Here is a 13,789-nt window from a genome sequence, read left to right on the forward strand (position 1 = left end):
CAAGCGCTAATCGCTATATATTTAATAGCATTTGACGCTTGCGCTGTGGCGCCTTATGCCCGATCCACGCGCCGCAGGTGCGGCTCGCGCGGGTTGAATGCGGTCAGCAGGGCGTCGAACAGTTGCTGCGCCTTCGGCCCGTTGTCGGCGGAGTGGTTGCACACGAAAACGTCCAGCGTCACGTAGCCCGATTCGGGCCAGGTGTGCACCGACAGGTGTGACTCGGCCAGCACCACCACGCCCGTCACGCCGCCACCCTCGTCAAAGCGGTGGAACAGGCTGCCCACAGGGGTCAGGCCAGCGGCGCTGACACGCTCCTGGCAGAAGGCTTCCAGGTGCGCCGCGTCGTGCATCAGGCGGTGGTCGCACAGGCAGCCATGCAGGTCGCCCATCAGGTGCACGCCGGCGGCCTGCCGCTGGACGGCTGGAAAGGAGGCTGCGGGCGGAACATGCTTCATGGAACGGGCGGCCTTTTTTCTGGATGCGGAGACTCCGTGGCTTGCCTGGATCACCCTGGCATCGCGGCGCCTGGCGCAGCGGGCAGGGCATTGCAGAAAGCGATCATCATAGCCAAGGCTTGGGCGGGGGATGAAACCAGGAAGGGCGTGGTCAAAGGGTTTCCCCTATGATGGCGGGTTTTCCGCCCGGGTGTGCGCCCTGGCGGAGCTTGCTTTCCAACACCATGCCCTCCAACACACCGCCGCCTGCCGACGCGCTCGTGGAATTGCGCAACGTCACCTTCGGGTATGGCGATCGCACGGTGCTGCGCGGCGTGTCGTTGTCCGTGCCACGCGGCAAGGTCACGGCCATCATGGGGGCCTCTGGGGGCGGCAAGACGACGGTGCTGCGCCTCATTGGCGGCCAACAGCAGGCGCAGCAGGGCGAGGTGCTCTTCGACGGGCGGGACGTGGGCCGCATGGACCAGGCCCAGCTTTATGCAGCGCGGCGCCGCATGGGCATGTTGTTCCAGTTTGGCGCCTTGTTCACCGACATGAGCGTCTATGAGAACGTGGCCTTTCCGCTGCACGAACACACCGACCTGCCCGAGGCGCTGGTGCGCGACATCGTGCTCATGAAGCTGCATGCGGTGGGCCTGCGCGGCGCGCGTGACCTGATGCCCAGCCAGATTTCCGGTGGCATGGCCCGGCGCGTGGCGCTGGCGCGTGCCATTGCGCTCGATCCCGAGCTGGTGATGTACGACGAGCCCTTTGCCGGGCTCGATCCGATCTCCCTGGGCACGGCGGCCCAGCTCATCCGCCAGCTCAACGACGCCATGGGGCTCACCAGCATTCTGGTGTCGCACGACCTGGAGGTGACCTTCGCGCTGGCCGACCATGTGGTGATCCTGGGGCCGGGCACCATTGCTGCGCAAGGTACGCCCGATGAGGTGCGAAACAGCCAGGATCCTCTGGTGCACCAGTTTGTGCATGCCTTGCCCACGGGGCCGGTGCCCTTCCATTACCCCGGCCCCACCGTGGCGCAGGACTTTGGTCCGCTGCCGGGAGGGCGCCCATGAGCTGGTACCGCCCCGCCACCGTGGGAAGGGCCGTGCGGCGCCTGCTGGCCGACATCGGCCAGGCGGCGCGCCTGTTCCTGCGCCTGTTGCTGCTGGCGCCCGAGGCCTTGCGCCGACCCGCGCTGGTGCGCGACCAGGTGCACTTTCTGGGTAACTATTCGCTGGCCATCATCACCGTGTCGGGCCTGTTCGTGGGCTTTGTGCTGGCGCTGCAGGGCTACTACACGCTGCAGGACTTTGGCTCGACCGAGGCGCTGGGCCAGTTGGTGGCCCTGAGCCTGCTGCGCGAGCTGGGGCCGGTGATCACCGCCTTGCTGTTTGCCGGGCGTGCGGGCACGTCGCTCACGGCAGAAATCGGGCTGATGCGCGCGGGCGAGCAGCTCAGCGCCATGGAGATGATGGCCGTGGACCCGGTGCGCCGCATCCTGGTGCCGCGCTTCTGGGCGGGCGTGATTGCCATGCCGGTGCTGGCGGCCGTGTTCAACGCGGTGGGCGTCATCGGCGGCTGGGTGGTGGCCGTGCCCATGATCGGTCTGGACGGGGGCTCTTTCTGGAGCCAGATGCAGGGCGGTGTGGATGTGTTCAGCGACGTGGGCAACGGCGTCGCCAAGAGCATTGTGTTTGGCTTCACGGTCACCTTTGTGGCGCTGCTGCAGGGCTACACGGCCCGGCCCACGCCCGAGGGCGTGTCGCACGCGACCACGCGCACCGTGGTGATGGCCTCGCTGGCCGTGCTGGCGCTGGACTTTGTGCTCACGGCGCTGATGTTCAGCATTTGACAAGGATGGATGCGATGCAAGCGCACAAGAACGATGTCTGGGTGGGGCTCTTCGTCATGCTGGGGGCTGCGGCGCTGGTGTTTCTGGCGCTGCAATCGGCCAACCTGCTGAGTCTCAATTTCGACCGGGGCTACCAGGTCACGGCGCGCTTCGACAACATCGGCGGGCTCAAGCCCAAGGCGGCCGTGCGCAGCGCCGGTGTGGTGGTGGGGCGTGTGGAGTCGATCACATTCAATGACAAAACTTACCAGGCGCAAGTCACTTTGTCGCTGGACAAACGCTATGCTTTCCCCAAGGACAGTTCGCTCAAGATCCTGACCAGCGGTCTGCTGGGCGAGCAGTACATCGGCATCGAGGCCGGGGCCGAAGAAGCATCGCTCGGCGCAGGCGATGCGGTGGCGTCCACCCAGTCGGCCCTGGTGCTCGAAAACCTCATCAGCCAATTCCTCTACAGCAAGGCCGCCGAAGGCGCAGACAGCAAGAAATGACTTCCTTCCCAACCTCCGCAGGCCCACAGGTGGCGCGCGCGCTGTGTGCGGGTGTTCTGGCGTGCCTGGCCGGAACGGCGCTGGCGCAGCAGGCCGACCCACTGGAAGCGTACAACCGCAGCATGACGCGCTTCAACGACACGGTGGACGAGGTCGTGCTCAAGCCCGTGGCCACGGCCTACCAGCAGGCCATGCCTGCGCCCGTGCGCACGGGGGTGAGCAACTTCTTCGGCAACCTGGGCGATGCCTGGTCGTTCGTCAACAACACCCTGCAGTTGCGTGGTGAAGCCGCCATGGCCAGCCTGTTCCGCGTGGGCATCAACACCACCATGGGTCTGGGTGGGGTGCTGGACGTGGCCACCGAAATGCGCATCGACCGTTATAAGCAGGACTTCGGCCTGACACTGGGGCGCTGGGGCGTGCCCACGGGGCCGTATTTCGTGCTGCCCATCCTGGGGCCATCCACCGTGCGCGACACGCTGGCCTTGCCGGTCGATCTGCGCGGCAACCTGCTGCGGGAAGTCACGCCCGTGTCGGCGCGCAACAGCCTGTATGCGCTGCGCATTGTCGATACCCGTGCCAACCTGCTGCGCGCCGAGAGCGTGCTGGACGACGCCGCGCTCGACAAGTACAGCTTCACACGCGACGTCTATATGCAGCTGCGCGGTGCGCGCAATGGCAGCGGCGACGGATCCCTGCCGCCCGAGCCCGAGCAATGACGCGGCCCGGCCCGCAGTGCCCCCACAAGGAGAACACACAATGACGAAACGATGGTTCCTGGCCCGCCTGCTGGCCGCCGGCACTGCAGCGGCGGCCTTGTCCGTGGGCCTGGTGTTGCCCGCACATGCTGCGGACGAAACGCCCGATGCCCTGGTGCAGCGCCTGTCCAGCGAGGTGCTGGACGCGCTGCGCAACGACAAGTCCATCAAGGCGGGCGATGTGGACAAGATCATGGTGCTGGTGGACAAGACCATCATGCCCAACGTCAACTTCCGGCGCATGACGGCCGCCGCCGTCGGCCCCGGTTGGCGCCAGGCCAGCCCCGAGCAGCAACAGCGCCTGCAGGAGGAGTTCAAACAACTGCTGGTGCGCACCTATGCCGGCGCGCTGGCGCAAGTGAGCGACCAGACGGTGAGCGTCAAGCCGCTGCGCGCCGGGGCCGAGGACAAGGATGTGCTGGTGCGCACCGAGGTGCGCGGCCGGGGTGACCCGGTGCAGCTCGACTACCGCCTGGAAAAAACCCCAGGCCAGGGCGCGGGCTGGAAGATCTACAACCTCAACGTGCTGGGTGCATGGCTGGTGGAAACCTACCGCAGCCAGTTTGCCGCCGAGATCAACGCCAAGGGCATCGATGGCCTGATCCAGACCTTGAGCGCCCGCAACAAGGGCAATGCCGCCCGCGGGTGACCGGCCCTCAGGTGAACCCCATGCCCGTGCTGCCCCCGGAACTGACCCACCGCCAGGCGAGCGCCACGCTGCAGCAGTTGCTGGCTGCACTGGCCGCCGCGCCAGCGGATGGGGCCTGCGTCGATGCGCGCGCACTGCGCGTGTTCGACTCCTCGGCACTGGCGGTGCTGCTCGAATGCCGCCGCGCCGCTCTGGCTGCAGGCCGCCGCTTTGCCGTGCACGGCCTGCCCCCCGCGCTGGCCGGCATGGCGGGCTTGTATGGGGTGCAAGACCTCATTCAAGAGCCAGGCTAAAAAGTCTGTAGCGGCGTGCCACAGGCCCAGGACGTAAAATCGCGGGTTCTCATGCCTGCTGTCTCCTTCCAGTCCGTCTCCAAGACCTATTCCACCCCCCGAGGGCCCTTTCACGCACTCAACGGGGTGTCGCTGGACATCGAGGAGGGCGAATTCTTCGGCCTGCTCGGCCCCAATGGCGCGGGCAAGACCACGCTCATCAGCATTCTGGCCGGCCTGGCGCGTGCCACGCAGGGCAAGGTCACGGTGCTGGGCCACGATGTGCAGCAGGACTTTGCCGCCGCCCGGCGCAAGCTTGGCGTGGTGCCGCAGGAGCTGGTGTTCGACCCCTTCTTCAACGTGCGTGAAGCGTTGCGCTTCCAGTCGGGCTACTTTGGCGTGCGCCACAACGACGACTGGATCGACGAGCTGCTCGCCCACCTGGGCCTGGCCGACAAGGCCCAGGCCAACATGCGCCAGCTCTCGGGCGGCATGAAGCGCCGCGTGCTCGTGGCACAGGCGCTGGTGCACAAGCCGCCCATCATCGTGCTCGATGAACCCACGGCCGGGGTCGATGTGGAGCTGCGCCAGACGCTGTGGCAGTTCATCGCCCGCCTCAACCGCGAAGGCCACACCGTGCTGCTGACCACGCACTATCTCGAAGAAGCCGAGGCCCTGTGCGGGCGCATCGCCATGCTCAAGAGCGGTCGCATCGTGGCGCTGGAGCGCACCAGTACGCTGCTCAAGGCCGCCTCGGGCAGCGTACTGCAGTTCAAGACCGACACCGAACTGCCCTTCGATCTGGCCGTGCAGGCCCGTGTGATGGGGCGCATCGTGCAACTGCCTGCGCACGACGCCGCCGAGATCGAGCAGCACCTGGCCGCACTGCGCCTGGCCGGTGTGCCGGTGCACGACATGGAAATCCGCCGCCCCGACCTGGAGGACGTGTTCCTGCAGGTCATGTCCGCCGCAGCCACCCAGCAGGAAGGAGCGGGCGCATGACCGGCTGGCAGATGCTGTTTTACAAAGAGGTGCTGCGCTTCTGGAAGGTCAGCGTCCAGACCGTGGCCGCGCCAGTGCTCACCGCCGTGCTGTACCTGCTGATCTTCGGTCATGTGCTTGAAGACCACGTGAAGGTGTACGACCGCATCAGCTACACCGCCTTTCTGGTGCCCGGCCTGGTGATGATGAGCGTGCTGCAGAACGCGTTTGCCAACAGCTCGTCCAGCCTGATCCAGAGCAAGATCATGGGCAGCCTGGTGTTCCAGTTGCTCACGCCGCTGTCGCACTGGGCCTGGTTTCTGGCCTACGTGGGCTCGTCGGTGGTGCGTGGCCTGGTGGTGGGGTTGGGGGTGTTTGTTGTCACCCTGGGGTTTGCCACACCGCAGTTTGCCGCGCCGCTGTGGATTGTGGTGTTTGCCCTGCTGGGCGCCGCGCTGCTGGCCACGCTGGGCGTGATCGCCGGGCTCTGGGCCGACAAGTTCGATCAGATGGCGACGTTCCAGAACTTCATCATCGTGCCCATGACCTTTCTGTCGGGCGTGTTCTATTCCGTCGGCTCGCTGCCACCGTTCTGGCAGGCAGCGAGCCACCTCAACCCGTTCTTCTACATGGTGGACGGCTTTCGCTACGGTTTCTTCGGCGTGAGCGATGCCTCGCCATGGCTCAGCCTGGGTATCGTGGCTGGGGCGTGGCTGGGCGTGAGCACTCTCGCCGTCCACCTGCTGCGCACGGGCTACAAAATCAGAAATTGATGAACACCCCCTTGAGTCGCTTCACGCCTTCCCCCCGCTCTCGCATGGCTGCGCCATGCGGGCAGGGGGATGCCGCCAGTGCGGCGGGGCGGCCCTTGCACGGCGGACCTGGCCTGGGTCGTGCCCGTTTGATGCGTTGCGGGTGCCAACTACGCTGAATGGATCAATGAAATGACTGCTGACCAGATCAAAGACCTCATCGCCGCAGGCATGGCCTGCGATTACATCCACCTCGAAGGCGATGGGCGCCACTGGTATGCCACCATCGTCTCGCCCGAGTTCGAGGGCAAGCGCCCCATTGCGCGCCACCAGCGCGTGTATGCCACGCTGGGCAGCAAGATGCAGAACGATGAGGTGCACGCCTTGTCGATGAAGACACTCACCCCCGCCGAATGGGCTGAGCTGAACCAATAAGATTGCTATAAAAATAATAGCTTTTGGCGCTTGATGGATAAGCGTTGAAGGCAGATTTCATTGAAAAATACTGACCATGGACAAGCTCCTCATCCGCGGCGGCCGTTCCCTGCAGGGGCAGGTGGACATCTCCGGTGCCAAGAACGCTGCGCTGCCCGAGCTGTGCGCTGCGCTGCTCACCGCCGATCCGGTGGAGCTGCGCAACGTGCCGCGCCTGCAGGACGTAAGCACCATGCTCAAGCTCATCCGCAACATGGGCGTGGCGGTGCAGCAGGGCGACGATGGTTGCGTGCGCATCGACGCCAGCGGCCTGTCCACCCCCGAGGCGCCCTACGAACTGGTCAAGACCATGCGCGCCTCGGTGCTGGCGCTGGGCCCGCTGCTGGCGCGCTTTGGCGAGGCCACGGTGTCGCTGCCCGGCGGCTGTGCCATCGGCTCGCGCCCGGTGGACCAGCACATCAAGGGCCTGCAGGCCATGGGCGCGGAGATCGTGGTCGAGCATGGCTACATCATCGCCCGCCTGCCCCAGGGGCGCACGCGCCTGCAGGGCGCGCGCATCACCACCGACATGGTCACCGTCACCGGCACCGAGAACCTGCTCATGGCCGCCACGCTGGCCGAGGGTGAAACCGTGCTGGAAAACGCCGCCCAGGAACCCGAGGTGACCGACCTGGCCGAGATGCTCATCGCCATGGGCGCGCAAATCGAAGGCCAGGGCACCAGCCGCATCCGCATCCAGGGGGTGGACCGGCTGCACGGCGGCACCCATACCGTGGTGGCCGACCGCATTGAGGCCGGCACCTTTCTGTGCGCCGTGGCCGCCACGGGCGGTGAGGCGCTTTTGCGCCATGCCCGCGCCGACCACCTGGACGCCGTGATCGAAAAACTGCGTGACGCTGGCGTGCAGGTCGAGGTGGCCCAGGGCGGCCTGCGCGTGCGCAGCCCCGGCGGCGCGCAGCTCAGGGCGCAGGGCTTTCGCACCACCGAATACCCCGGCTTCCCCACCGACATGCAGGCGCAGTTCATGGCGCTCAACACCGTGGCGCAGGGCACGGCCACGGTGACCGAAACCATTTTTGAAAACCGCTACATGCACGTCAACGAGCTGCTGCGGCTCGGTGCGCGCATACAGGTCGATGGCCGCGTGGCCGTCACCGAGGGTGCGGCGCGCCTGTCGGGCGCCACCGTCATGGCCACCGACCTGCGCGCTTCGGCCAGCCTGGTCATCGCGGGCCTGGTGGCCGAGGGCGAGACCGTGGTGGACCGCATCTACCACCTGGACCGCGGCTACGATTGCATGGAAGCCAAGCTGCGCGGGCTGGGCGCCGATATAGAGAGAATCCGATGATCACGCTTGCACTGTCCAAAGGCCGCATCTTTGAAGAAACCCTGCCGCTGCTCGGTGCCGCTGGCATCGAGGTGCTGGAAGACCCCGAAAAATCGCGCAAGCTCATTTTGCCTACCAACCACGAAGACGTGCGCGTGGTGCTGGTGCGCGCCTCCGACGTGCCCACCTACGTGCAGTACGGTGGTGCCGACATGGGCGTGTGCGGCAAGGACACGCTGCTGGAGCACCGGGCCGAATGGGGCGGCGCAGCGCGCTCGGGCCTGTTCCAGCCGCTGGACCTGCGCATTGCGCGCTGCCGCGTGAGCGTGGCCGTGCGTGCCGACTTTGATTACCAGCAGGCCGTGCGCCAGGGCTCGCGCCTGAAGGTGGCGACCAAGTACCCCGGCATTGCCCGCGAATTCTTTGCCGCCAAGGGCGTGCACGTGGACCTCATCAAGCTCTACGGCAGCATGGAGCTGGCGCCGCTCACCGGCCTGGCCGACGCCATCGTCGATCTGGTCTCCACCGGCAACACGCTCAAGGCCAACCACCTGGTGGAGGTCGAGCAGATCATGGACATCAGCAGCCACCTGGTCGTCAACCAGGCCGCGCTCAAGCTCAAGCAGGCCCGGCTGCGCCGCATCATCGACGCCTTTGCCTCGGCCATCCGCAAGGATTGATTTACTATGAAATTGGTAGCTGCTCCCGCCCGTCTGTCAACCGTTTCAAGCACTTTTGATGCTGAATTCGCAGCGCGCCTGCACTGGTCGGCGGAGCAGGACGCCGCCATCGAGCAGCGCGTGGCCGACATCCTGGCCGATGTGCAAAAGCGTGGCGACGCCGCCGTGCTGGAGTACACCGCCCGCTTCGACGGCCTTTCGGCTCCCAACATGGCGGCGCTGGAGCTGACGCAGGCCGAACTCAAGGTCGCCTACGACGCCATTCCCGAGGCCCAGCGCCAGGCCCTGAGCGCTGCCGCCGCCCGTGTGCGCCAGTACCACGAGGCCCAGAAAAAAGCCTGCGGCGAGAGCTGGAGCTACCGTGACCAGGATGGCACCCTGCTGGGCCAGAAGGTCACACCGCTGGATCGCGTGGGCATCTACGTGCCCGGCGGCAAGGCCGCGTACCCCAGCAGCGTGCTGATGAACGCCATCCCCGCGCATGTGGCGGGGGTGCAGGACATCATCATGGTGGTGCCGACCCCGCAGGGTGCCAAGAACCCGCTGGTGCTGGCCGCCGCCTACGTGGCCGGTGTGACCCGCGCCTTCACCATCGGCGGCGCGCAAGCGGTGGCCGCACTGGCCTACGGCACGGCCACCGTGCCCAAGGTGGACAAGATCACCGGCCCCGGCAACGCCTACGTGGCCAGCGCCAAGAAGCATGTGTTCGGCACCGTGGGCATCGACATGATCGCCGGCCCGAGCGAAATCCTCGTGCTGGCAGACGGCAGCACGCCGCCCGACTGGGTGGCCATGGACCTGTTCAGCCAGGCCGAGCACGACGAGCTGGCCCAGAGCATCCTGCTGTGCCCCGACGCCGCCTACATCGATGCTGTGCAGCGCGAAATCGACCGCCTGCTGCCCACCATGCCGCGCGCCGAGATCATCGCCAAGAGCCTGACCGGGCGCGGCGCGCTGATCCACACGCGCAGCATGGAAGAGGCCTGCGCCATCAGCAACCGCATCGCGCCCGAGCACCTGGAAGTGAGCAGTACCGACCCGCACCGCTGGGAGCCGTTGCTCAAGCACGCGGGCGCCATCTTCCTGGGCGCCTACACCAGCGAATCCCTGGGTGACTACTGCGCAGGCCCCAACCACGTGCTGCCCACCAGCGGCACGGCGCGCTTTTCCAGCCCGTTGGGGGTGTACGACTTCCAGAAGCGCAGCAGCCTCATCGAGGTGAGCGAGCAGGGCGCCCAGGTGCTGGGCCGCATCGCCAGCGTGCTGGCGCACGGTGAAGGCCTGCAGGCACACGCGCAGGCGGCAGAGTTCAGGCTCAAGAACTGAGGCCCAAACGCTGAGGACGCTGGCGCGGCATCGGCGGGGTGTCTGCCACGCTGGTGCGCTCCAGCACCCAGCGCAGCATCGGTGATGTGGCTGGTGCGATGGCTTCGGCAACCAGCCAGCGGCGCGCGTAGGGCAACGATGGGAACTACCGCGAGGGGAGCCCGCGACGTTGGTCGCGCAGCATGAACAGGTACAGCCCCTCCACCTTCTCGCGCGCCCAGGGTGTTTTGCGCAGGAACTTCAGGCTGGACGATACGCTGGGCTCGCTGGTGAAGCAGCGCACCGGAATGCGCCTGCCCAGCTCCTGCCAACCATAGTGCGCCACCAGCGCCGTGACGATGGCCTCCAGGGTCAGGCCATGCAGTGGGTTGCGTGGCTGGGCGGGTGGAGCGGGCGGGGTCGGAGAGGTCATGGCGTAGCTGTTTCAAAGGACGCTGTTTCGGGCAGGCGCCGTTGGGCAGGGTTCTCAAGAGCCCTGGTCGTGCTCAGCGCCTCCCATGGCTACCGGTGTCCAGCAGAGGCGGGCGCGGAGCAAGGACGGCCATCTTATCGCCGCGCAGGTAGGGAAAGGTCGGGATTTGCATCAACACGAACTTCGTGTTTCACGAACTTCGTGTTATCCTGTGCCCCATGAAGAACGTCACCATCACCATGGACGACGCAGTGGCCGAATGGGTGCGCGTGGAGGCGGCCAAGCGTGGCAGCAGCGTGTCGCGCCTGCTGGGCGAGTGGCTGGCCGAAAAGATGCGCCAGGAAGACGCCTACGCCCAGGCCATGCGCGAGGCGCTGGGGTTCGAGTCCTGGGGCGCGTCCACCCGGCCCTACCTGGCGCGGCCTGAGCTGCAGGAGCGCTGAAGCCATGGCCCAGCCGCTGCTCTTCGTCGATACCTCGGTGCTGCTGGCCAGCGTGGACGAGCGCGATGGTGCCCGCCAGGCGCGTGCACGCGAATGGCTCACGCTGTGCTGGCAGAGCCGCTGCGGGCGCATCAGCTCGCAGGTGCTCAACGAGCTGTACCACAACGCCGTGGCCTGCTTTGCCGGGCCGCAAACCCTGCACCTGGTGCGTGCCCAGGTGCGCCGCCTGCGCGTGTGGCAGCCGCCGCATCTGGACGCCTACACCGTGGACGGCGCCTGGGACCTGCAGGACCGCTACGGCCTGGGCTACTGGGATGCGCTGGTGCTGGCCTCGGCGCACCAGCAGGGCTGCCGCTATGTGCTGGGCGATGTGCTGCCGCACGGTCGGCAGTACGACGCCGTGCGCGCCATCAACCCGTTTGTCACCTCTCCCGCTGAACTGGAATCGCTCGAATGACTGCCGTGCCTGCCAACCCCCTCGATCGCATCCGCCCCGACGTGCGCGCCATGCACGCTTATGTGGTGCAGGACGCCACCGGCTACCTCAAGCTGGACGCGATGGAGAACCCGTATTCCTTGCCGCCGGATTTGCAGGCCGCCTTGGGCCAGCGCCTGGGGCAGCTTGCGCTCAACCGCTACCCCGGCCCGCGCTATGCCGACCTGCGCACCGCACTGGCGCAGCACGCCGGTTTGGCGCAGGGGCACGCGATGATCCTGGGCAACGGCTCGGACGAGCTCATCAGCCTGGTATCGCTGGCCTGCGCGCTGCCACCCGCCGCCGATGGACAGCGTCCCGTGGTGCTGGCGCCCGTGCCCGGCTTTGTGATGTATGCCATGAGCGCGCAGCTGCAGGGGCTGGATTTTGTGGGCGTGCCGCTCACGCCGGACTTTGAACTCGACGAGGTCGCCATGCTCGCCGCCATTGCGCTGCACCGGCCTGCCATCACGCATCTTGCGTACCCCAACAACCCCACGGCTACGCTGTGGAACGAAGACGTGGTGCAGCGCATCATCGACGCCGTGGCAGCGGTGGGCGGCATCGTCGTCATGGACGAGGCCTACCAGCCTTTCGCCAGCCGCACCTGGCTGGACCGCATGCGCGCCGAGCCGCAGCGCAATGCCCATGTGCTGCTGATGCGCACGCTCAGCAAGTTCGGCCTGGCCGGGGTGCGTCTGGGCTACCTGATCGGCCCGGCGGCGCTGGTGGGTGAGATCGACAAGGTGCGCCCCCCCTACAACGTGAGCGTGCTCAACTGCGAGGCGGCACTGTTTGCCCTGGAGCATGCCCCGGTGTTTGCCGAGCAGGCGCGCCAGCTGCGCGAACAGCGCAGTGCGCTGGTGGCGGCCCTGCGCGCCATGCCTGGCATTGAAAAATGCTGGGACAGCGAAGCCAACATGGTGCTGGTGCGCGTGCAGGACGCCGCCCGCACCTTCGCCGGTCTGCGCGAGCGCAAGGTTTTGATCAAGAACGTTTCTACAATGCACCCATTGCTGGCAAACTGCCTGCGCCTGACCGTGGGCACCGCTGCCGACAATGCGATCATGCTGCAGGCACTCCAGGCATCGCTATGACCTCTTCCGCACTCGTTCCCTCCGCATCCACCGACCGCACGGCCGAAGTCAGCCGCAATACCGCCGAGACGCGCATCACCGTGCGCCTGAACCTCGACGGCACCGGGCAGGCCAGCCTGCACACCGGCATCGGGTTTTTTGACCACATGCTGGAGCAGATTGCGCGCCACGGCCTGATCGACCTCGAAGTGCATGCCGACGGCGACCTGCACATCGACGGCCACCACACCGTGGAGGATGTGGGCATCACCATTGGCCAGGCCTTCGCGCGCGCCGTGGGCGACAAGAAAGGCATCCGCCGCTACGGCCACGCCTATGTGCCGCTCGACGAGGCGCTCTCGCGCGTGGTGGTGGATCTGTCGGGGCGTCCCGGCCTGGTGCTCAACATCCCGTTCACCAGCGGCATGATCGGTGGCTTTGACACCCAGCTCACACACGAGTTCTTCCAGGGCTTCGTGAACCACGCGGGCGCCACGCTGCACATCGACAACCTGCGCGGTGTGAACGCGCACCACCAGTGCGAGACTGTGTTCAAGGCCTTCGCCCGCGCGCTGCGCGCCGCCGTGGAGCGCGACCCGCGCAGCGCAGGCACCATTCCCTCGACCAAGGGTTCCCTGTAAATTTCAAGCCAAAAAGGCCTCCGGCGCTTATCTGATATGCGCTAACAGCTATGAATTCAGTAGTAAAAACCGTGGCGGTGGTGGACTATGGCATGGGCAACCTGCGCTCGGTGTCGCAGGCCGTGCAGGCCGCTGCACAGGGCACGGGCTGGACGGTGATCGTCACCTCGCGGCCCGAAGAAGTGCGTGCGGCCCAGCGCATCGTGCTGCCAGGCCAGGGTGCCATGCCCGACTGCATGCGCGAGCTGCGTGACTCGGGCCTGCGCGAATCGGTGCTGGAGGCCGCTGCCGCCAAGCCGCTGTTTGGCGTTTGCGTGGGCATGCAGATGCTGCTCACGCACAGCGCCGAGGGCGATACGCCGGGCCTGGACCTGATTCCTGGCGAGGTGGTCAAGTTCGACTTGGCCGGCCGGTTGCAGGCCGATGGCAGCCGCTTCAAGGTGCCGCAAATGGGCTGGAACACCGTGCGCCAGGTGCCGCACGGTGGCACCGTGCACCCGGTGTGGCAAGGCATTCCGGACCAGAGCCACTTCTATTTCGTGCACAGCTTTTTTGCCCGGCCCACGGACGCACGCCACTGCGCGGGCGAGACCGACTACGGCGGCGCGTTTGCATCGGCCATTGCGCGCGATAATATTTTTGCGACACAGTTCCACCCGGAAAAGAGTGCGGAGCAGGGCTTGGCGCTCTACCGCAATTTCCTGCACTGGAATCCGTGAGTTCACACCGTTTTTAACCCAGCTTTTGTCACTGCCCGGGCGGCGTTCGCCAATGCCCAT

19 protein-coding genes are annotated in these 13,789 nt (G+C 66.5%); 17 read left to right on the top strand and 2 right to left on the bottom strand.

Going from position 1 to position 13,789, the window contains the following annotated elements:
* Positions 1–53 precede the first annotated feature (53 nt).
* Complete coding sequence (gene speD / locus GWK50_RS03510) at positions 54–458, bottom strand: adenosylmethionine decarboxylase (protein WP_162015314.1); 405 nt, start codon at positions 456–458, stop codon at positions 54–56.
* A 224-nt stretch (positions 459–682) separates the two neighbouring features.
* On the opposite strand from speD, the gene GWK50_RS03515 reads away from it, so the two are divergent.
* The 12 genes from GWK50_RS03515 to hisD all read left to right on the top strand — a co-directional run bounded on the left by GWK50_RS03515 (position 683) and on the right by hisD (position 9,963).
* The gene (locus tag GWK50_RS03515) at positions 683–1,516 is read left to right on the top strand and encodes an ABC transporter ATP-binding protein (RefSeq protein ID WP_162015315.1); all 834 of its coding nucleotides are present in this window, start codon (positions 683–685) and stop codon (positions 1,514–1,516) included.
* The gene (gene mlaE, locus GWK50_RS03520; protein ID WP_162015316.1) at positions 1,513–2,295 is read left to right on the top strand and encodes a lipid asymmetry maintenance ABC transporter permease subunit MlaE; all 783 of its coding nucleotides are present in this window, start codon (positions 1,513–1,515) and stop codon (positions 2,293–2,295) included. Before GWK50_RS03515 ends, mlaE begins: the two co-directional genes overlap by 4 nt.
* Before the next feature lie 14 nt (positions 2,296–2,309).
* On the top strand, positions 2,310–2,783 hold the full coding sequence (mlaD, locus tag GWK50_RS03525) for an outer membrane lipid asymmetry maintenance protein MlaD (protein WP_162015317.1): 474 nt from the start codon (positions 2,310–2,312) through the stop codon (positions 2,781–2,783).
* Positions 2,780–3,502 (top strand): VacJ family lipoprotein, encoded by a 723-nt coding sequence (locus tag GWK50_RS03530; protein WP_162015318.1) that lies wholly within the window; start codon positions 2,780–2,782, stop codon positions 3,500–3,502. The genes mlaD and GWK50_RS03530 overlap by 4 nt, the downstream gene beginning before the upstream one ends.
* A 40-nt stretch (positions 3,503–3,542) precedes the next feature.
* Positions 3,543–4,190, top strand: coding sequence for an ABC transporter substrate-binding protein (locus GWK50_RS03535; RefSeq protein WP_162015319.1), 648 nt, complete (start codon positions 3,543–3,545; stop codon positions 4,188–4,190).
* A 20-nt stretch (positions 4,191–4,210) separates the two neighbouring features.
* Complete coding sequence (locus tag GWK50_RS03540) at positions 4,211–4,483, top strand: STAS domain-containing protein (RefSeq protein ID WP_162015320.1); 273 nt, start codon at positions 4,211–4,213, stop codon at positions 4,481–4,483.
* 51 nt (positions 4,484–4,534) lie between these two features.
* Positions 4,535–5,464 carry an ABC transporter ATP-binding protein gene (locus GWK50_RS03545; RefSeq protein WP_162015321.1) on the top strand — a complete coding sequence of 310 codons (930 nt, stop codon included), beginning with the start codon at positions 4,535–4,537 and terminating at the stop codon, positions 5,462–5,464.
* Positions 5,461–6,216, top strand: a complete 756-nt coding sequence (locus GWK50_RS03550; RefSeq protein ID WP_162015322.1) for an ABC transporter permease — start codon at positions 5,461–5,463, stop codon at positions 6,214–6,216. Before GWK50_RS03545 ends, GWK50_RS03550 begins: the two co-directional genes overlap by 4 nt.
* Before the next feature lie 171 nt (positions 6,217–6,387).
* A complete protein-coding gene (locus GWK50_RS03555; protein ID WP_162015323.1) occupies positions 6,388–6,630 on the top strand; it encodes a BolA family protein in 243 nt (80 codons plus the stop codon).
* Positions 6,631–6,706: 76 nt separating this feature from the next.
* Complete coding sequence (gene murA, locus GWK50_RS03560) at positions 6,707–7,978, top strand: UDP-N-acetylglucosamine 1-carboxyvinyltransferase (RefSeq protein WP_162015324.1); 1,272 nt, start codon at positions 6,707–6,709, stop codon at positions 7,976–7,978.
* On the top strand, positions 7,975–8,637 hold the full coding sequence (hisG, locus tag GWK50_RS03565) for an ATP phosphoribosyltransferase (RefSeq protein ID WP_162015325.1): 663 nt from the start codon (positions 7,975–7,977) through the stop codon (positions 8,635–8,637). The genes murA and hisG overlap by 4 nt, the downstream gene beginning before the upstream one ends.
* A 6-nt stretch (positions 8,638–8,643) precedes the next feature.
* A complete protein-coding gene (gene hisD, locus GWK50_RS03570; RefSeq protein WP_162015326.1) occupies positions 8,644–9,963 on the top strand; it encodes a histidinol dehydrogenase in 1,320 nt (439 codons plus the stop codon).
* 145 nt (positions 9,964–10,108) lie between these two features.
* On the opposite strand, the gene GWK50_RS03575 is transcribed toward hisD, so the two are convergent.
* Positions 10,109–10,375: a VF530 family protein gene (locus GWK50_RS03575; protein ID WP_162015327.1), complete on the bottom strand. Its 267-nt coding sequence runs from the start codon at positions 10,373–10,375 to the stop codon at positions 10,109–10,111.
* Between the two features lie 218 nt (positions 10,376–10,593).
* Here GWK50_RS03575 and GWK50_RS03580 point away from each other — a divergent pair, with 218 nt between their 5' ends.
* Genes GWK50_RS03580 through hisH form a run of 5 tightly spaced genes read left to right on the top strand, consistent with a single transcriptional unit; the run spans position 10,594 to position 13,729 of the window.
* Positions 10,594–10,818, top strand: a complete 225-nt coding sequence (locus tag GWK50_RS03580) for a CopG family transcriptional regulator (RefSeq protein WP_042421134.1) — start codon at positions 10,594–10,596, stop codon at positions 10,816–10,818.
* A gap of 4 nt (positions 10,819–10,822) precedes the next feature.
* On the top strand, positions 10,823–11,275 hold the full coding sequence (locus tag GWK50_RS03585) for a PIN domain-containing protein (RefSeq protein WP_162015328.1): 453 nt from the start codon (positions 10,823–10,825) through the stop codon (positions 11,273–11,275).
* Positions 11,272–12,390, top strand: a complete 1,119-nt coding sequence (locus tag GWK50_RS03590) for an aminotransferase class I/II-fold pyridoxal phosphate-dependent enzyme (RefSeq protein WP_162015329.1) — start codon at positions 11,272–11,274, stop codon at positions 12,388–12,390. The genes GWK50_RS03585 and GWK50_RS03590 overlap by 4 nt, the downstream gene beginning before the upstream one ends.
* Positions 12,387–13,010, top strand: coding sequence for an imidazoleglycerol-phosphate dehydratase HisB (gene hisB, locus GWK50_RS03595; RefSeq protein WP_162015330.1), 624 nt, complete (start codon positions 12,387–12,389; stop codon positions 13,008–13,010). The genes GWK50_RS03590 and hisB overlap by 4 nt, the downstream gene beginning before the upstream one ends.
* Before the next feature lie 50 nt (positions 13,011–13,060).
* Positions 13,061–13,729, top strand: a complete 669-nt coding sequence (gene hisH, locus GWK50_RS03600; RefSeq protein WP_162015331.1) for an imidazole glycerol phosphate synthase subunit HisH — start codon at positions 13,061–13,063, stop codon at positions 13,727–13,729.
* Positions 13,730–13,789: the final 60 nt, after the last annotated feature.

It is taken from the genome of Acidovorax sp. 210-6 (assembly GCF_010020825.1).
In the GTDB taxonomy this organism is placed as follows: domain Bacteria; phylum Pseudomonadota; class Gammaproteobacteria; order Burkholderiales; family Burkholderiaceae_C; genus Simplicispira; species Simplicispira sedimenti.